Origin of the sequence: Vibrio sp. BS-M-Sm-2 (assembly GCF_041504345.1) — a bacterium.
In the GTDB taxonomy this organism is placed as follows: domain Bacteria; phylum Pseudomonadota; class Gammaproteobacteria; order Enterobacterales; family Vibrionaceae; genus Vibrio; species Vibrio satsumensis.
Map to the genome: position 1 here is coordinate 199,003 of NZ_CP167894.1, position 17,402 is coordinate 216,404.

General features: G+C 42.9%; 24 protein-coding genes and 4 pseudogenes. 4 read left to right on the top strand and 24 right to left on the bottom strand.

Annotated features, from left to right (window positions below):
- Positions 1-23 precede the first annotated feature (23 nt).
- From AB8613_RS00825 to AB8613_RS00885, 13 genes and pseudogenes are all read right to left on the bottom strand, one after another.
- Positions 24-638 (bottom strand): LysE family translocator, encoded by a 615-nt coding sequence (locus tag AB8613_RS00825; RefSeq protein WP_372384220.1) that lies wholly within the window; start codon positions 636-638, stop codon positions 24-26.
- Between the two features lie 49 nt (positions 639-687).
- Complete coding sequence (locus tag AB8613_RS00830) at positions 688-1,158, bottom strand: GNAT family N-acetyltransferase (protein WP_372384221.1); 471 nt, start codon at positions 1,156-1,158, stop codon at positions 688-690.
- Positions 1,159-1,193: 35 nt separating this feature from the next.
- A complete protein-coding gene (locus tag AB8613_RS00835) occupies positions 1,194-1,550 on the bottom strand; it encodes a hypothetical protein (protein ID WP_327783854.1) in 357 nt (118 codons plus the stop codon).
- 89 nt (positions 1,551-1,639) lie between these two features.
- A pseudogene (locus AB8613_RS00840) lies at positions 1,640-2,058 on the bottom strand (GNAT family N-acetyltransferase).
- 32 nt (positions 2,059-2,090) lie between these two features.
- Positions 2,091-2,498, bottom strand: coding sequence for a VOC family protein (locus AB8613_RS00845; protein ID WP_146491507.1), 408 nt, complete (start codon positions 2,496-2,498; stop codon positions 2,091-2,093).
- Between the two features lie 49 nt (positions 2,499-2,547).
- Positions 2,548-2,961 (bottom strand): NUDIX hydrolase, encoded by a 414-nt coding sequence (locus AB8613_RS00850; protein ID WP_146491506.1) that lies wholly within the window; start codon positions 2,959-2,961, stop codon positions 2,548-2,550.
- Positions 2,962-2,986: 25 nt separating this feature from the next.
- Positions 2,987-3,551, bottom strand: a pseudogene (locus AB8613_RS00855) (nucleotidyltransferase family protein).
- A gap of 8 nt (positions 3,552-3,559) precedes the next feature.
- Positions 3,560-3,666: pseudogene (locus tag AB8613_RS00860) on the bottom strand (MBL fold metallo-hydrolase); the annotation flags it as partial.
- Entirely contained in the window at positions 3,663-4,076 is a 414-nt protein-coding gene (locus tag AB8613_RS00865) for a GFA family protein (RefSeq protein ID WP_327783856.1), read from the bottom strand. The pseudogene AB8613_RS00860 and the gene AB8613_RS00865, both read right to left, overlap by 4 nt.
- A gap of 315 nt (positions 4,077-4,391) precedes the next feature.
- On the bottom strand, positions 4,392-5,000 hold the full coding sequence (locus tag AB8613_RS00870; protein ID WP_146491503.1) for a sugar O-acetyltransferase: 609 nt from the start codon (positions 4,998-5,000) through the stop codon (positions 4,392-4,394).
- Between the two features lie 96 nt (positions 5,001-5,096).
- The gene (locus AB8613_RS00875; RefSeq protein ID WP_372384222.1) at positions 5,097-5,471 is read right to left on the bottom strand and encodes a VOC family protein; all 375 of its coding nucleotides are present in this window, start codon (positions 5,469-5,471) and stop codon (positions 5,097-5,099) included.
- 65 nt (positions 5,472-5,536) lie between these two features.
- Positions 5,537-6,235, bottom strand: a complete 699-nt coding sequence (locus AB8613_RS00880; protein WP_372384223.1) for a pseudouridine synthase — start codon at positions 6,233-6,235, stop codon at positions 5,537-5,539.
- Complete coding sequence (locus tag AB8613_RS00885) at positions 6,235-6,396, bottom strand: hypothetical protein (RefSeq protein WP_017059212.1); 162 nt, start codon at positions 6,394-6,396, stop codon at positions 6,235-6,237. The genes AB8613_RS00880 and AB8613_RS00885 overlap by 1 nt, the downstream gene beginning before the upstream one ends.
- A 212-nt stretch (positions 6,397-6,608) precedes the next feature.
- Here AB8613_RS00885 and AB8613_RS00890 point away from each other — a divergent pair, with 212 nt between their 5' ends.
- Complete coding sequence (locus AB8613_RS00890) at positions 6,609-7,010, top strand: YkgJ family cysteine cluster protein (protein WP_086713326.1); 402 nt, start codon at positions 6,609-6,611, stop codon at positions 7,008-7,010.
- A 53-nt stretch (positions 7,011-7,063) separates the two neighbouring features.
- Here the strand turns inward: AB8613_RS00890 and AB8613_RS00895 are convergent, their stop codons facing one another.
- The 8 genes and pseudogenes from AB8613_RS00895 to glpT form a co-directional block, all read right to left on the bottom strand.
- Positions 7,064-7,465 carry an NUDIX domain-containing protein gene (locus tag AB8613_RS00895; protein ID WP_017097423.1) on the bottom strand — a complete coding sequence of 134 codons (402 nt, stop codon included), beginning with the start codon at positions 7,463-7,465 and terminating at the stop codon, positions 7,064-7,066.
- Positions 7,466-7,690: 225 nt separating this feature from the next.
- Entirely contained in the window at positions 7,691-8,071 is a 381-nt protein-coding gene (locus AB8613_RS00900) for an STAS/SEC14 domain-containing protein (protein ID WP_372384224.1), read from the bottom strand.
- Between the two features lie 112 nt (positions 8,072-8,183).
- The gene (locus AB8613_RS00905) at positions 8,184-8,687 is read right to left on the bottom strand and encodes an HAD family hydrolase (RefSeq protein WP_372384225.1); all 504 of its coding nucleotides are present in this window, start codon (positions 8,685-8,687) and stop codon (positions 8,184-8,186) included.
- A gap of 43 nt (positions 8,688-8,730) precedes the next feature.
- Complete coding sequence (locus AB8613_RS00910) at positions 8,731-9,231, bottom strand: N-acetyltransferase family protein (protein ID WP_372384226.1); 501 nt, start codon at positions 9,229-9,231, stop codon at positions 8,731-8,733.
- A 31-nt stretch (positions 9,232-9,262) separates the two neighbouring features.
- Positions 9,263-9,403 (bottom strand): annotated as a pseudogene (locus tag AB8613_RS00915) (D-2-hydroxyacid dehydrogenase family protein); the annotation flags it as partial.
- A 75-nt stretch (positions 9,404-9,478) separates the two neighbouring features.
- The gene (locus AB8613_RS00920) at positions 9,479-9,943 is read right to left on the bottom strand and encodes an ASCH domain-containing protein (protein ID WP_372384835.1); all 465 of its coding nucleotides are present in this window, start codon (positions 9,941-9,943) and stop codon (positions 9,479-9,481) included.
- Between the two features lie 225 nt (positions 9,944-10,168).
- Positions 10,169-11,224: a glycerophosphodiester phosphodiesterase gene (glpQ, locus tag AB8613_RS00925; protein ID WP_372384227.1), complete on the bottom strand. Its 1,056-nt coding sequence runs from the start codon at positions 11,222-11,224 to the stop codon at positions 10,169-10,171.
- Positions 11,225-11,302: 78 nt separating this feature from the next.
- Positions 11,303-12,676 (bottom strand): glycerol-3-phosphate transporter, encoded by a 1,374-nt coding sequence (gene glpT / locus AB8613_RS00930; protein ID WP_372384228.1) that lies wholly within the window; start codon positions 12,674-12,676, stop codon positions 11,303-11,305.
- Between the two features lie 555 nt (positions 12,677-13,231).
- Here glpT and AB8613_RS00935 point away from each other — a divergent pair.
- Both AB8613_RS00935 and AB8613_RS00940 read left to right on the top strand, forming a co-directional pair.
- Complete coding sequence (locus AB8613_RS00935) at positions 13,232-13,951, top strand: hypothetical protein (RefSeq protein WP_372384229.1); 720 nt, start codon at positions 13,232-13,234, stop codon at positions 13,949-13,951.
- Between the two features lie 179 nt (positions 13,952-14,130).
- Positions 14,131-14,631 carry a hypothetical protein gene (locus AB8613_RS00940; RefSeq protein WP_285954169.1) on the top strand — a complete coding sequence of 167 codons (501 nt, stop codon included), beginning with the start codon at positions 14,131-14,133 and terminating at the stop codon, positions 14,629-14,631.
- A 145-nt stretch (positions 14,632-14,776) separates the two neighbouring features.
- Here AB8613_RS00940 and AB8613_RS00945 read toward each other — a convergent pair whose 3' ends face one another.
- The 3 genes from AB8613_RS00945 to AB8613_RS00955 all read right to left on the bottom strand — a co-directional run bounded on the left by AB8613_RS00945 (position 14,777) and on the right by AB8613_RS00955 (position 16,661).
- Positions 14,777-15,031, bottom strand: coding sequence for a DUF3297 family protein (locus AB8613_RS00945; RefSeq protein ID WP_017059204.1), 255 nt, complete (start codon positions 15,029-15,031; stop codon positions 14,777-14,779).
- A gap of 341 nt (positions 15,032-15,372) precedes the next feature.
- Positions 15,373-15,507 (bottom strand): hypothetical protein, encoded by a 135-nt coding sequence (locus AB8613_RS00950; RefSeq protein WP_017107965.1) that lies wholly within the window; start codon positions 15,505-15,507, stop codon positions 15,373-15,375.
- Positions 15,508-15,530: 23 nt separating this feature from the next.
- On the bottom strand, positions 15,531-16,661 hold the full coding sequence (locus tag AB8613_RS00955; protein WP_146491494.1) for a PcfJ domain-containing protein: 1,131 nt from the start codon (positions 16,659-16,661) through the stop codon (positions 15,531-15,533).
- Between the two features lie 235 nt (positions 16,662-16,896).
- Here AB8613_RS00955 and AB8613_RS00960 point away from each other — a divergent pair, with 235 nt between their 5' ends.
- Positions 16,897-17,319, top strand: a complete 423-nt coding sequence (locus AB8613_RS00960) for a universal stress protein (protein WP_285954168.1) — start codon at positions 16,897-16,899, stop codon at positions 17,317-17,319.
- Positions 17,320-17,402: the final 83 nt, after the last annotated feature.

Consider the following 17,402-nt stretch of genomic DNA (forward strand, 5'->3'; position numbering starts at 1 on the left):
CGCTAAACCACTCCAAAGGGTACTCATGTTTTAGTTGCTAACAAAGTACCGCAAGTCGCCAAAAAGCCACCTGATAACCTGTTCAATAGTGTCTTTGCTGAGCGCCCTTGAAATACAAAACGAGCTTTAGAGGCCGTGCAAGCATAGAGACTCAATACTCCACCTACAGCTACAGTTGAAATCACCAAAATCATCATCACATCTGTTGTGGTAAATGTTTTTAGGTCTATGAATGCGGGAAAGAACCCCATGTAAAACAAAATCGCCTTTGGGTTTGAAATTGTCATCAATAAGCCGATAATCACACTTGAGGCTTTCGTTCCTTTCTCCGAAGATGTACTCGATGATTCACTAACATCTGACGTCCATGTTGTGTAAGCCAACCAAAACAAATAGGTAACGCCTACATATTTAATTACCGTAGCAAATTCACCCATTGCGCTAGCTAAAGCTGATAAACCAGACAAAGCTAAGAATATAAAAATGTAACCCGCGATTATTACGCCAAGCACCACTAACAAGCCTTGTTTCCAGCCATAGCTTAGAGACCTCGACAGAACAGCGAGAACGCTGGGGCCCGGTATCGCTGCAGATAGTAACATCGCAACAAACAGAGCTATTCCTGATGTAATTGACATGATCCCTCCTTAGATCGTTTGTCGTTCGACAATTAACCTGTTTATGTAACTAAACGATTCGCCCACACATGATAAATTGCGGGCCTACTGCGCCACCTAAATACTGTTCATTAGTATCTTCGAAGCCACCTTTCTTATAACAGTGAAATGCTGCGGGATTTTTGCAATTCACGGTTAAGTAAATCGACTCATACGCTGAGTAATTCACTTTTAAATATGGAAACAAAGCTTTGACCGTGCCAGTTCCTAAACCTTTACCTTGCTGGTCTTTATCAAGCACAAATGCTCTTAACCCAATACTTCCTTCAGGGCAAAATTCATAATGCTCTGCATAAGCGATATCTAACTTAAAGAAACCCACTACACCATTATCAAACTTAATCACGTGCAAGTGCGTAGTTTCACTACCGTCTATTAAAAACTCCGCCGCGGTGCCAGCGAACTTGACCTGTTCATCGGCTAATTGGATGGCCTGAACTAACGCCACATGTGACTCTTCAAGCCTTTCGATAGTTATCACTTTTCTTTCCTCTATATAACACGCACAAAAACCGACTAGAGCTCATCGCTAGTATCTCGAGAACCGTAGTTTGGGAAGTTGATATTAAGAACGTTATCGTCCTCAAGTGTGAATAGAACACTTCCATTCTCTGCGCCAGTTTCGTTCCTATCCGAACAACCTAGAAACAGCTCCCAGTCAAACGAATATTGAAGTCGGTATTGATTCGCATTGATGTGTAGAACGTCTTTGATTTTAATACCGTTCACCACATGTGCCATATCATCGATGTATGACAGGTCTGGGATTAACTTTTCTTCGAAATCACTTTTATGCTTGGTCAAGAAGTTGAGCAGTTCAGAACATAACTCAGAGCCATGAACCAATGGTTTAGACAGACTAGAAAACAACATTTCTAAATACTCCAAGGATTGTTTTGATATTGGAGTGTACTCGAATGTTTACCACTCTACTCTCCTTGTATATACGGGGTCTTTAATTGCTACTTTTTGACAAGCGACTTGGTAAGAAACGATAGCGAGGAATCTACAGGGTAATTTTCTAACACCATCTGGCATTCATACCCTCGTTTCTCATAGAAAGGCTTCGCTTGGAAACTTAATGTATCGACCAGTGACAACGTACAGCCTTGAGACTGTGCGTACTCTTCAATACGTTCAAGCAGCTCACTTCCGACTTGCTTTCCTCTCATCGAATCATCGACCCAGAGGAACTTAATCGTAACCAGTTTCCCCAAAGGTCAGCGATAATGCCACCGACTTTGTTGCCTTCCTCCATCGCGTAGTACGCAGCTTGAGACTTGGGGATCCCTTCCAGAAACGGTGTGTTGTGTTTGATTAATCCACCTCTGACTTCATTAATGTCGTCATCAGAAGGCTCGATATCTAATTTATATTTCATTGACTTCCTATCTTTGGATTAACAGCTTATATCTAACTAATATCTTGGCAGAACCTAAAGAGATAACCGTCTGGGGTTTGAACAATGAATTGCTTCTGAGTCGCGATCGAGTCTCCACATTGATAAGACTTCGACTCTAACGCTAAGTAAATAGAATCAGCGCCGCTTTCGTTTACTCTCTGATAAAGAGGTTCGATGTCGATAACATCCCATTGAAAGTTAACACCACGCCCTAAAGGTAACTCCAGATCACCCGATAGCCATTTTCGACTTTTGCCCGCAATCCCTTCAAGCATCACATCAACACCATCAAGCGTTAGATACACAAACTCCTCATCTGGGCGCTCATATTTCACTTCAAACCCTAACACATCGACAAAGAAGTATTTGCTCACATTAATATCGAAACAATAAAGCTCTGGAACTATTCGTAACGTCATCATTGATCCTTTAGTCATTCAATTAGAGATATGAGAAGAATCTGTTTTACTAAGCTAGCTTCCCAAGGATGGCCGGATCGCTCAACAGATTCGTCAGAGGAAGAAACAATGGCTCAGGTAACTCATTTAGCTTAAACCATTTCCATTGCTTGCATTTATCAGGTTCTGTTATCTGCGGTTCGCCGCTAGCGTCAGAAGCAACAACAAACAGCGTTATATAATGCTTGTTCTCTTTCTCAAAAATATCATTGGTGAAAGACAGCTTCTCAAATGTACTAACAACTAAGCCAGTCTCTTCGAGTGTTTCGCGTTTTGCACACTCTTCAATGCTCTCACCCCATTCAAGGTGTCCGCCCGGGGTTGCCCAAGTATGAGCCCCATGAGAACCAATTCGTTCTCCAAGTAGCACTCGTCCTTCACGTAGAATAACCGCAGCGACACCTACTCTTACTTCCTGACTCACTTAAAACTCCTTAATACTCTATCGTTTAATCCCAAGGGAGCACTTTGACTTGCTGCCATCGAGCCTTATAACCAGCGGTCATTTTGTTATAGTTCACTTCTGTCATTGCTCGCTTATTCGGTTTAATCAACATATCAAACGCGTCCTCTACACCGTATGGTGTAAACAACTTGATATCTCCTGAATCATCCAGAGTAAACCCGATAGCAAACGCAGAAAGCCAAGACTCGATACCTTGTTCAACACAATCGTAGGGGTGAATTAAGCAACCGAACTTCTTAGCGTAACGCTCGTGAATGGTCGCTTGGTTCTTTACGTCCACGTCGACACAATGACTTAACCGTTAACGAATGCGGATTTTGAACTCATCTTCAGTAATGACTGAGGCATTATTGAAATAGACTACATCGAAGTCTTTAACTTGCTCTAGAAGCGGTTTGTTTTCGATATCATTCCAGATCATTTGAGTGATAGCGCCGCCTGCAATATAGAATATAGAAGTTTGGCAACCCCACTCCACGACATACATTGGCTGTTTCAATTAACTCAGGAACTTGTTGAATGAGGTTCTTTAGTTTTTGTTTATTCATCGTGAACTATCAACGTCCAGTAATGGCGCACTTTTACAAGCGTATCGCCACTTCCCATATCGAATGAGATCTTTAGCGTCTCAGTTTCAATATGAAGTGACAGCCCAGTGCTTACTCTCCACTTTCAAAGTGGGCAAATACTTCCGCACCAGTCATATTTTGTGTTTCATTTTTAAATTCGTAGTATTCAGGCTTTTCATCGATGAATATCTGATGTGTTAGCTTGTAGTCATCCTCTGACATCAATAACCCGATAGGAAGGTGGTACTGATTATTTGGTACCAAATAGTAGAACAAATGAGTACCACATTTGCCGCAGAAGCCTCTTTCCGCCCAATCTGATGACTTATATCTCACTACATTTGACTCACCTGATATTTTAACTGAATCAGCACAATCAATGACTAACATCGGACCGCCAGACCAATTTCTACACATACTACAATGACAAGCCCCTAATTCATTACTGGCGTATTCTACTTCCAACTCAACCGAGCCACATAGACACTTTCCTTTACCTTTCATGAGTCCTCCAATCTTTGCAATGTGTGTAAAATTAATAGCGGCTAACGCTTTTTATACCGATGACTTAATAAGAAAGGCTATTTTTTGTTTCCCTTCTCCGACAGATACGCGGCATACTTTTTAGAGATCCATTTATGTATATGAAGCCCTGTTTTACGAACAAGATACCAATCTATAGCAGCTAGAATCACCAGACCGATTACAGTTCCCATTATAAAACCTCCATGCTCATTGAACTGTCACTCTACCAAATTGTTCAAGCCATTGCATAACAATGGCTTATGTCACAGCTAATTTCAGGCGTGTCAAAATTGCTTACTTTAGTTCATCTGGAATGCGGCGTTCTTTGTGATAATACTCTCGGTCGCGTTCGTTGATTTCGCGTACCACACGGCATGGATTACCGACTGCTACTACATTGGCTGGGATGTCTTTAGTGACAATGCTGCCCGCACCTATTACTGAGTTTTCACCGATGGTGACGCCAGGAAGTACAACCGTGTGCGCACCAAGCCATACGTTGTTGCCGATGCGAACAGGAACATTGAACTGCGCGGCTTTTAGCCTGAGTTCCGGGCTGATAGGATGCGTGCCAGTGGCAATAGTCACGTTAGGCGCAATCATCACGTTATCGCCGATGAATACGTCTGTGTCGTCAACAAGAGTGAGGTTGAAGTTCACGTATACGTTGTTGCCTAGGTGCGTGTGACGCCCCCAGTTCGCATGTAACGGTGGTTCTATGTAGCAGCCCTCACCGACTTCGGCGAACAGCTGCTTCATGATTTGTTGGCGTTTGTCACCTTCACTCGGGCGAGTGTGGTTGAAATCGTAAAGCACTTCTAAGCATTGTGTTTGCTCAGCGACCAGATCAACGTCGTCACAATAGTAAACGTCTTGGCTGTGCATTTTAGCCTTTATATCCATGTTTGAACCTATTTGATCATTGCCTTATGTCGGCATAAATAAAGAAACAGATGGATAATTTGAAGTTTTCACTGGCCTTAATACAAGTTGGATGAATTAGTGCGGCCTGATGTTTTCAGCCACACGCCATAGCACACCACTTGGGTCAGTGATACAAAACTCAAGCATTCCCCAAGGCTGCTCAACTCGCTCGGAAACGGTAACTTCAAATTCCGACACTACATTAGAGTTTTGGATGTGTTGATACCAACTTTTTACGTCTTCGACCAGCAAGTGCATCATGTAATTGTGACAGTGCGCAGGTTCATAAAAATTTTGTAGAAGGAATGCACAACTGCCGTGTCGCAGATAGGCGATGTCGTGAAATTCAGACATCACTTCAAAGCCAATTGATTGGTAAAATCGCTTAGATAGTTCGAAGTCTTTAGCGGGCACGAAAGACTTAATTTCTGAGACTTTGAGGTTTTCCATCTTACATCGTTATAGTGTTGATGTTCTGGTGCTGACACGCTTAACGCTTTAAGTGGTTACGGCGTTTATTCAGAGCCTTGCTGAAATGAGTCGACTTCGGCTTGGGTTAAATAACGCCACTGGCCTGCTTCAACATCTAAACGAACATCACCAATCTGTTCACGGTGTAGGCCAACAACTCGGTTACCTACCGCAGCAAACATTCGTTTCACTTGATGAAACTTGCCTTCAGTTATGGTCAACAGCACTTCTTTACTGGTAATCACTTCAAGCTCTGCCGGACGCGTCAGATTTTGTTCGCCTTGCAATTTAACGCCCGCTTTGAACTTGTCAGCGACATCATCTTTGATATCTCGTGACAATGTCACGCGGTATACCTTCTTACATGACTTGGTTGGCAGCGTGATATTGAATGACCATCGCCCATCATCGGTAATCAAAACTAAGCCTGTAGTGTCTGCATCTAAGCGCCCTGCGATGTGCAGTTCTGATGCTTTGTCTATCTCGATGTAGTTGAACAATGAAGGATAAACTTCATCGATATTAGAGCAGATAGTACCCGCAGGCTTGTGCATTAAGAGGTATCGAAATTCTCGCAACTTAAGCGGAGTGCCATTTAACAAGATGGTGTTGCTTTCATGAACCTGAGTCGATTCATCGGTAACCGTCTCGCGGTTTACGTCGACCTCACCATTTTGTATGCGTTCAATCGCTTCAGACTTGGTTAGGTCAGTGCTTTTACATAGGTATTTATCCAGGCGCATTAATCGTCGGCACCACATTTAGCACAAGGCTTGTACGTTCGTTCACCTTGTTCGATAACCACATAATCACCAACGCACTTGTCACATAAAGCGAGCTTTGGGTAAGCCTCTTTTTGTTTCTTTGCGTTGATGTTGCCTTCGGTGGTATATACGGTTCTCATTTTGACGCCTTTGTTTGAATAACGTGAGAGGCACAAATTGTATCACCATTTACAGGTTCGATTGGAGTGGTGGTGCATAGATAAATGGATTTTAGTCGCCGCAATTCCTCCAAGTTCCCGCCCCGTAATAACTTAACCATGAACAACAAAGTCAACGTGCCATGCCCAACAGTGGTAAAATGGTAAAAGATCACCAACTTATGAAGTCGATAATGAAAGATTGTAATCAATGTGGAAAATGCTGTATCAAATACGGAGATGGTGACCTTGCCGCGACTCAAGAAGAGATCGATTTGTGGGAGCTGTTCAACCCCGACATCTTTGAATATGTTCGCGGAAGCGAGATATGGTTTGACCCAGAAACTGGCGAACGTTTAACTCGATGCCCTTTTCTAGAGCTGGTTCCGACAAAAGATACCAAGGCTCAAGCCAAGTACACATGTAGCATTTACTTAGATCGACCAGAAGATTGCCGACACTATCCAAGCCTGATTAATGAGATGGTACGAGATGAATGTGAAATGATTGAAGTGGTGGACTTGCAAGACACGAAGAAAGCTCAAAGGAAACTCGACCTGTTGATGAAAGACAGTCGCCCTTCAAGCTATTCATAAGCGATGAGCTTTTGAAGTTCACTCTTCAGCATTAGCTAATAGTAGCTAAAACCTTAGGCCAAATACTGGTTCGCTTCTAACCAATCAAGCGCAACCAGTGCTGCCAATGAGCATACCGCTCTGTCGTTACCATCAACAAACTTAAGTTCTTCGATTTCAGCATCCGGAGACAGTTCTCCAGTATAATCAGCAAGGTAGCAAGTCAATTGCACCGATACGCCTTCCGCTTTACCATCAGCTTGGCCAGTGAACGTCTCAACGTATTTGATTGAATCCGGCACTAAATCGACTGAGATCTCTTCTTTGATTTCGCGAACCAGTGCTTGCTCATCACTTTCGCCAGCTTCACGTTTACCACCCGGTAGATAGAACAGTTCTTTGCCTTTTGATCTCACCATCAACAACTTGCCATCTTTAATGAATATCCAAGCGAGCTTATCAATTACCTTATTCATGTCGTTAGACCTTATTTCTGTTTTAGTTCTCGTTATTACTGAATCTGGCCACACTATTACTCACGACCAAACAAAGCCTGAGTATGTTACACGCTGGAATGAATATACTCTATTGAATCGAATTGGAAATATCATCGCCAAAACGAAAAATGACAGTTGAGACAATGCTCGTCAACTGTCATTGGCGTTGTTTACGGATTGCTTTCTAGTTGTTCGTAGATAGAATCAATCGACTAACCACTTAAGCGCAGAGTCGTGGTCTTCGAATGACTTAATCTCACCAGACACAAACCAGCTCCCTACTTTTGAAGCCAATTCTTGCCAGCTTTTATCACCATAAATCGCGATTTTGTCTATCTTCGAATTGAGCTCTAATCCCAGTTTGAAATCATCCCAAGCAGCACGTAACTCCCAACCCGTTAAGGTGGAGATGTCGACCAGCATCTTGAGTTTAGATGAATCGAGTTCTTCTAGCGTGGTATTTAGAATTGGCATCATTGCTTGATAGTCATCGTGTGTGAGTTTGCCTTTCGCTTTAAACACAACGATGGTTTCACCGCTAACACGTTCAATTCCAACCGATATTCCGTGACGTTCGATACTCATAACCTAGCCCTCATAGTAGAAACTAGAGTTAGCTTAGAGGATTAAATAACAAAGAGGTGAGAGGTTGGCGTCAAAACGAACAAGCACTTTATCTGGGCTTAATATCAGAGAGTTAATCGCGCTTCTCCAACAGTTCGCTTAGGCTTTGAACTTGTACGACATTCGGATTCTCGGACTTGAGCTCAACTCCTTCCGCGTTCAACCACACCGCTTGCAAACCCACTTCAAGTGCTGGGTAAATGTCTTTCTCTAAAGTGTCACCTACCATGGTGATATCTTGTGGTGCAACACCGAGTTTGGAAATGATGGCAGGATAGAACCCTGACTCGAACTTAGAAAAGCCAATGCTCGACTTACAAAAGTAACCCAAAATATATTGAGACAGGCCAGCACGCTCAAAGGCTCGAATGATGTCCTCTTTACTGGAGTCGCCTGCGTTGGTGGCAACATAAACTTCATGAGTTTTCGACAATTCCGCTAATAATGCACGAGCACCACTCACTTCTTGTACGGTTTCCCAGTCACACATCTTCCCTTGTGCGTCTGGGAAATCAACCATCAGCGTATTGCCCCAGTCGAATAAGACTATTTCTGTTAATTCGATTAGCTTTTTCATCTTGCCTCCTGCATACGATGAGTTACCTAGCGTTTAAGTGATCCTATAAAAATTTCTCGATAAGGATTTCGTCAAAGTACTGATCGCCAATCTTACCGTGTTTCTTAGCCGTTCCGACGATTTCAAAACCTTGCTTAAGATAAACCGCTAAAGCACGCTCGTTGTCTGCTCGTACATAGGCGAACAGCTTTTCATAACCTTTGGCTTCTGCCGCTTTGAATGTGTAATCAAACAACTGTTTTGCAACGCCCTGCCCACGGCTATTGGCATCAACATATGTTCCAATAATACCCACATGATCAAAAGCTTTTGTATAAGAGGCAAACGGCTCTACGTTTTGAAAACCAAGTAATTGATTAGTCGTTTGATTAACAGCAACACTGAACACGCCACGTTCAGGAAACGACTCAATAAAACCTTTCTCTTCATCCAACGTAAACGTCTGATCTAAGATGGTATGACGCCCTTCGGTGATGATTGGGTTTAATACATCGATAATCCCCTGAGCATCATCTACTGTTACTTGTCTGATTGTTAAGCTCATACTTTCTCTACCTTTTTTCTTTGGGCAGATTCTAGCTCGATATGCCGTCCCTTTGATAGGACAGAATGTTGTCGAAAGCGATATCAAAGTAGAGTTCGTAGCTATTTTGTTCAACGTAGCCTAAATGCGGGGTCGCCGTGACGTTTGGCAAGGACAATTGCGGTTCGGCGTCTAGCTATCTTGCTTTAGTCAAAGATAGCCAAAGTGCCATGTCTCGAGATTCAATATGACACTCACGGTGACTTCACTATTGATAAACCACTTTGAAGCGCTCAAGTACGAGTAACATGTCTTCAGTTGGCGCAATTTTGAGCTCTTCACATTCACGTGAGAAGAAGTTCCAGTGCGCATCTCTCCACCATTCTAGTGTTTTATCACCCTCGCCTTCTGCGGCAGCAAACTCAGCGGTCACTTCGTTGTATTTGCACAGCGACACCGAGGTTACCTCGACAAGGCAAACTGGTTTGCCATCCCAATCGGTGACGACTTGCAAATGTCCCACGACAGACATAACTTCTCCTTCATGGCTGTACCAATATTCAAGGCTGCAAGATGCCCGTTTTTCACCTTTGAGAATTAACTGGGCACATAGGTTGGCGTTGTATTCGTCAGCACAGTAATAGTCGGAACTAAAAGAGGTGTATTGCGAAGCAACGTCCGCTGGTAATGTGTTGAGGTAGCTATCGAGATAAGCTTTGCTTCTTTCTTCCATGATGTGTCCATTTTCAATATTCGTTTCAGCCAGAAGCGCTACATATTGAGCACCTGACTGCATTGCGCGTAACCTATCAAGGAGTGTAAACGGTGTAAATCAAGTAACGATTAAAGTGTGTACTAAGAGTGTAGATTTAATGCAGGATTGTTAGATCAAAAAAAGAGCTAAAAACACCTTCAAGCAGTGCTTTTAACTCTTTGTATTTTATTGTGGATTAACCAATTAACGGTTTAAGAAGTCGACTGCTTTGTCTGGGAAATCAGTAAACACCCCGTCGACTTTCACTTGGTTATAAAACACATCCAACATGCCATCGAAGTTATCGACATAACCTGGAATTCGGCCTGGATCAGCGCGGAACGTGTACGGATGAACATCTAAGCCTGCATCTTTGGCAGATTTCATTAATGGTTTAATGATGATGTTATCTTTGGTCGATGCATCGTCCACCAGCATTGGCTTCCAAGGGCCTACTCCTTCCGCATAAGTCGCAACTTTTTCCATACCACCCGTTTCAAACATCCAGTCATAACTGTATGGCGTTGCTTTATCGCCCTTGTAAGTCATGGTTTCGTTCCAGTCTGTATAGGCCATCAACTGAACGAGCTTAAGATCCATCTCCATCGCCGGCATGAGTTCATCATTTATGCGCTGAAGTTCATTAGCATCGAAACACTGTAAATACACTTTGTCATCTTTCGATAGGTAACCATATTGCTGTAATGTGGCTAGTACCGCTTTAGATATGTCTTTGCCTTCATGGCGATGGAACCAAGGTGCTTTAATTTCAGGATAGATACCTACGTCATAACCTAAGGTCTTATTTAACCCTTGGATCAGTTCGATTTCTTCTGCAAAGGTAGCGACACGGAAATCAGACTGCCACATTGGGAAGCGTGTTGGGTACCCTGCCACTCTGTTACCTTGTTCATCTAGGTTAAAGCCTTCGGTCACTTTCAGGGATTTGATCTCAGCAAGCGTAAAGTCAATCGCGTAATAGCGGCCATCTGCACGAGCGCGTGTTGGAAAGCGGTCTGCAACATCGGTTACTCGATCTAGATAGTGATCATGCAAAACCACCAATTGGTCGTCTTTGGTCATTACGACATCTTGTTCGATGTAATCGGGTTTCATCGCATAAGCCAGCGCTTTGGCGGGTAATGTGTGTTCAGGTAAATAACCAGAAGCACCGCGATGAGCAATCACTAAAGGCTCAGCGAACGCTTGTGCAGATAAGCTTAGTGCTAATAAGGTCAGAGACAGTGATGTTGTTTTCATTATTGTTTCCCTTGATAAAACAGAAGCAGGATATACCTGCCTCTGTCGTTTATTAGTCGATGTGGTTTTGTGAATACACTATTGAGTTAGCGCTTCTTTTTCACGTTCGAGGCTTTTCTCTTTATGGTGCTTACGCTCACCAATAAATGCGTATACCAAACAGATGATTGAAGCGACACAAGCGCCAACCAAGATAGTGAAACCACCATCCCATCCATAATGGTCAACCATGAAGCCAAGTACTGCGTTTGCTGCAACTGCACCACCTAAGTAACCGAATAGACCGGTTAGGCCAGCCGCTGTACCCGCAGCTTTCTTAGGAGCAAGCTCAAGTGCGTAAAGGCCGATTAGCATTACAGGGCCGTAAATTAAGAAACCAATCGCAATTAGAGCCAACATATCAATCGTTGGGTTACCTGCTGGGTTAAACCAGTAAACCAATACTGCGATAGTCACTAGCACCATGAACAAGATACCTGCAGGCGCACGGCGACCTTTGAATAACTTATCTGAGATCCAACCACACAATAGCGTGCCCGGAATACCTGCCCACTCGTATAAGAAGTAAGCCCAAGATGATTTATCTACAGAGAAGTCTTTCGCTTCTTTTAGATAAACAGGAGCCCAATCAAGTACACCATAACGAATCAGGTAAACGAACGCGTTTGCGATAGCGATTGACCACAACAGCTTGTTATTAAAGACATACTTAAAGAAGATCTCTTTTGCTGTCATCTCAGTTTCGTGAGACTTGTCGTAATCATCTGGGTAGTCATTTTTGTGCTCTTCAATTGGAGGTAGACCACAAGACTGAGGCGTATCTCTTACTGTGAACCAAACAAAAATAGCAACGAGAGTGGCAAAAAATGCAGGAACATAAAAAGCGGTTCGCCAATCGTCATTGAAAGCCCATAGACCCAACAGGAACATTGGACCAATTAATCCACCGCCCACGTTGTGAGCAACGTTCCATACTGACACTATCTCGCCACGCTCTTTACGTGACCACCAGTGCACCATGGTTCGTCCGCAAGCCGGCCAGCCCATACCTTGGAACCAACCATTCAAGAACAACAGAATAAACATCGCAGTAATGCTGCCTGTAGCCCATGGCATAAAGCCAAAGCAGAACATCACTAGCGCCGACATTAACAAGCCACCGCTGAGGAAATAACGAGGGTTAGAACGGTCAGAAACACTGCCCATTAAGAACTTAGATAAGCCGTAAGCGATAGAAACCGCCGCTAATGCAACCCCTAGTTCTCCGCGGCTAAAACCTTGTTCAATGAGATAAGGCATCGCCAAACTAAAGTTTTTTCGGACTAAGTAGTACCCCGCATAGCCAACGAAGATGCCGAGAAACAGCTGCCATCGTAGTCGTGTGTAGGTGCTATCGATCTTATCTGATGACAAGCGATCGATATGCGCCATAGGTTTGAATATTCCAAACATAGGAACCTCATAATTATTGGGCGAAGGAAGAATTAAAATGCTCGAACGAAAAAATTTAGCGCTCATTCGAAATCAAGGGAATTGTATGTGCTTCAGGATTAATTTCTGTGATAGAGGTAGTCATTAACAAAAAATAACTTTAAATACAGCATATTAGTTTCATTTAATTAGACTACGCTTCATATTTTTGTTTGTGTTGCCCTTCAGGAAGAGTGCGCTTGTACAGAAAACTATCTTTCGAGTGAGCGAATATCGAACTATTAAAATGAGGACATGCAATTAAGTTAAATAATTGTAAATGCAACCAACCTCTTTACACCCAAATTAATATGAACTTATGGGTTGGACATCGCCACCAGCAATGCATATGACCAGTAATATATAGCCAGTGGTGATGTTTTGTATTTCTTTCCGTTTATTTATCGAATTACCAAAGTTGTTTATTGTACATCTCAAGCGATGCAGCAATGTCTATACACAAGACGTGAACCCGTCACCTAGTAGTGAGGTTAGTCAGTGAGCATCTTACGAATTCAATAAACGATAGGAAATATCATGAACAAATCATTTATCGCACTCATTCTTACTGCGGTTTTAGCAGGCTGTTCATCTAGTGGTGATTCTAGACCAGCACAACCTCAATTTGATGGCGACTATGGTTTCGAAAATATCGATCCAGATTTTGGTAACGGCGACCCATCTTTTGACGGTGATAATGGTTATGACAACGCAGACCCAACGTACGGCAACCCAAAAAATATTGCCGACAGAATTGATGAAGCTGATTTAGGTTTTATTCATATCCCTGAGTTGGGAGACATTCCTTTCTTTAACCGAGACGACAGCGATGCACATGTCTCAAGCGTTAAAGAACGTTCTGATGATCACGAAACTCTGTACAGCATCTACGTAAATGACAAGCGAGTTGGTGAAATCATCATTCGTGAAGGCAATGTGGAAATCAGCTCTGGTGACAAGGTGATCTCTGGCCAAAAAGATTCCATCACTTATGCCGATGATGATTACACCTTTTGGACGGTTCGAGGTACCAACGGCAATGTAGTTGGTGACTTTAAGCGTCTCGACGATGGTGTTTGGGTGTTCCGTGAAGAGATGGACCGTGAGACCTTTGTGGTTAAGTATCACGACGGCCAGTGGAACTTCATCCCTGTCGCAGATATTAAGAACAAAGTTAAAGAAAATTTACCTTCGCAAGCAGAGGTCACCAAAGTGCGAACAAAAATGCAGGTTAACAAGCTACGTACTTTGAAGTAACGCTTTTCACCATTCCCATATCAAATAGGCATCCTCTAATCCAAGAGGATGCCGTTCAAAAACATCTACAAATAACACACTAATTAAAAGCTCAAGGAAGATCCGGACTAGGTTACTAATCTACTGGCGTTCAATACTTTGAATTCGCCAATATTTTATATACATAAGCGAGAGATCCAATGACCATCAAAAAGCTTCCTCTTCTGACATTAGCCGCTGCCTTGCTGTTCACTATGTCTAACGCACAAGCCTATGAACAAAACCAAGAAGAAACTGCTATTACATTTGGTCTATCGGCTGAACGTGGGTGGAGAGATTGGTCTGCTTCTTACATCAAATATCGCGGCCCGGGCAGCTTAGGTTATGGCATTGAGTTTACCCGATCAGCTTATAACGAAGATGAAGACTCGTACGAATACAAACAACGCGACACCGAATATCAGTTTCACGCCCCTATTGGAATCACCGAAAACTTGTACATCACACCAGGTTACGGGATTAAGCGTACCCATACGGACGTAACTTTAGATAGCCGCGAGTTCTCTGATAGCTCAACCAAACAAGTTGGTGGCTTAGATGCAACCTACATTATGGACAGTGGCTTTGTTGTGACCGCAGGTTTCGATAAAGCAGAAGGTGAAGACTTGGAGTTCTCAATTGGTGCAGGTATCGCTTGGTAAAGGTAATAACCCAATGGATTTGAAAAACAAAAAGGGTCTAGATTTCTCTAGACCCTTTTAGGTAATAACACTTGGTCACTTAATGTTGACTGATTAGACAAACATTAGCTAATTACATGAAGTATTAACTAGCCACACGAAGTGATTATGCGTCGATGTAAAAAGCTTCTACAGTGCCTTTTAGAGTAATAAGCATTGGCTGACCAAAACGATCTAGCGCTTTTGGAGAAGGGATCTTAACCCAACCTTCGCTGATGCAGTATTCTTCAACATCAGTACGCTCTTTACCATTTAGACGAATGCCGATTGGGTATTCGAAACACTCAGCAACGTGGTGTGGGCTGCGTGGGTTACCTGCAAGATGATCTGGTAAAGCTGGTCTTGAATTAGTATCGCTCATGTTCATTACCTGTATGTACGTAAATAAAAAAAGTGCGTCATTCTAGTCAATATAGGCTTTGTGCTCAACAACTGCTGCAATAAATCGTATTGATAGGTCTAATCAACAGCTAGTTGTTTGATTTAAAGGCGATATCGGCATGAGTTTCAACGAAAATTTAACAGTTTTATGCGTTATGGATGAAAGGGAGAGCTTCATTACTCGAACGGCAGATAACCTAATATCAGGCTTTTATTCCGAGCTTATCGATTAAGCTCAATACTCATCACTTTATGGTTCGGTTCTAATTCGATATCGACGACTGACCAACCTAGCCTTGGTTTATATCAGTGTAGATAAAGCTACTCTTCTTCTTCGTAACTGTCTGCTGGGTCTTCATTGATTTCTTCGCCACAGCCTAAGCACTCCGCTTGCAAATCCGTTGGCATGACAATAATCAAACCACAATGCGGGCAAAGATCACCTTGTTGAAACATCCTGTATTCCTTCTACTTCATGGCTATTGCTTAGGATACTTTTGCTTACTCGCTTCTAACCAATCATGAATAACTTGGCGAGCGGACTCCGATGGCGGAGCATTTCGCTTTCCGCAGATTTGATCAATTTCAAACGGAAATACTTTGCTCGGAACGCGGCGTAAACCTATGGTTAAACGCTGAGGTTTAAGCATGCGGAACACCACATAACGATCGCTCATGATTCGGTTGTGATACACGCCAATACAGTGCTTCTGCTCTATGCCTTCGTGTTCAAGGTCGTAATAATCCGTGAGCGGGTGAATGTTGCCATTACCGAGTAAAGGAACTGGATAAGGGATGTCTTTATCCATTGGGCGATTCCCCTCCAAACGACGTAATTGTCGTTGCTCCGTCCAGCGATCATGGAGTTGTTCAAACATAGCAAAAGAGTTCTGACTGGTAATGGCTCGCAGTGGGTCATCCATCTCCAAATCTTGCCCTAGCAATATCGCATCTTGGAACATCGCCATCTTCGACGGTGCATTAAGTCTGCCCTCTTCCACCATTGCAATTCCTAATCGACTGCCGGTTAGAAATGGATGAACTTGGTCCAAACGCAGGGCTGTGTATCCAACTTTTGAGTAATGCTTGAATTTAAGAACTCGTCTTTGCAACGGTTCGAGAATACGAACAATGTGGTCAAGCTCATCACCAACATTGTAATGCAATTCTAGCTTGTCGATGAATTTGAGTGTCGCTTTGCTGCTGTCTAAGCCCAACTTGGCAAGGATCTTCTTCTGCCCTAAGCGACTTAGTGCCAATGCTTTCTTGTTGTCGACGCTGTATTTCATGCAGATAAGAGCCAAAATAACAGGCCTTAGTTCAAGTAGCTGTGCAGCTTCGTAAGTGTTCGCAGCTAACCACAACATTTGGTATTGATATTCAGGAAAGTCATCGGTGATTTCACGATAACGAGCAGGCAACGAATCTAGCCAACGACCATTCACATCAAACTGCTCAACGAGGTTTAGGCTAAGTCCAATCCCCCCATCAAGCGGTCGTCTACCATCTTCGAACACATGAAAGCCGACGAGCTTTTGAGACCAATCTAGGATCTCAATATCGTAGTCAAAACCTAATGTTCGAGTGGGAATGGTTAGTAGTGCTGTCATTGATGCCTCTTCGTTATTGGCGCATTGAACTATCAAGCCTATCTAAAAGCATAAGCTAACGCTTCAACAACTATATCAACCTTTTGTAAATTTCTTATCAATCAAAGCGATATAAATACGATGATCCTTAGAAGAACATTGAATGATGATTTTACGCAATATGAGATCTCTTCGATATCATTTGTGTTAACACAAACTATGCTTATTACATAACTCACAACAAGAGGCTTTAATTATGGATTACCGACATATTCTGGTCGCACTTGAATTGTCTGACGACACCAAGATTCTCATTGATAGAGCGACCTTCTTCGCTGATAAACTGGAGGCTGGCATTTCATTTGTTTATATCGATGGAACGCATGGGGAGATTTATCCTGAACTCGTTGATATTCAAGGAAATGACGGTGATTTACCCATCAATGAAGATGCCGTTAAGCATTTGAAAGAGTTTGAGGCCTACGCTAAACACCCAATCAAACACATTTTCGTGGGTACCGGCGATTTGAACGATAAGCTCAAAAATGTCATCGAAGCAAACGGCATCGACCTATTGCTATGTGGTCATCACCATGATTTCTGGCATAAGCTCATATCCCATTCTAAACAAATCATCGATACGTCTCCTATCGATATTCTCGTTGTTCCTATGGAATAGCTGCTGCAGCTCGATTCCTAAAATCATCATGCATTGCCAACCTCTATCGGTATTATTGGTTGGCTTGATACCCCCTTATCCCT